Raw genomic sequence first — 349 nt, 5'->3', positions numbered from 1 at the left:
GTCTGGTGCGCAGTCCACCGTCGGGCTGCCACTCGAACGTGATCGCGTTGGCGTGGCAGTAGCTCTCGACGGCGCCACGGTCGTCGGTGCCGAACGCCTCGGCGACGGTCGCCCCGATCTCGTCGTTGTAGCTGCGGGTGAGCAGCCACCCCTCCCGCTCGAAACGCCCGGTCAACTCGGCGGGCAGCGCGTCGAGCACGGTCGGTGAGTCGGCCACCGCGGTCGCCCCGCCGTCGGTGGGTGCGCTGAGACAGGCGAACATCATCATGCCGGGGAACTCAAGCGTGTAGCTCAGTTCGTGGTGCATGCACATCGGCTGGTTCGGCGGCCACTTCGATGAGGAGTACAC

General features: G+C 67.9%; 1 protein-coding gene. It reads right to left on the bottom strand.

Annotated features, from left to right (window positions below; all coding sequences use genetic code 11):
• The coding region (locus tag AC1DUE_RS21020; protein ID WP_477041325.1) for a TauD/TfdA family dioxygenase at window positions 1-307 on the bottom strand (307 nt) is incomplete at its 3' end.
• Between the last annotated feature and the right edge of the window lie 42 nt (window positions 308-349).

Source organism: Cellulomonas sp. P4_A2, assembly GCF_056402515.1.
The sequence above is the reverse complement of the archived record's forward strand: the minus strand, read 5'-3'. Positions and strand labels throughout refer to the sequence as shown.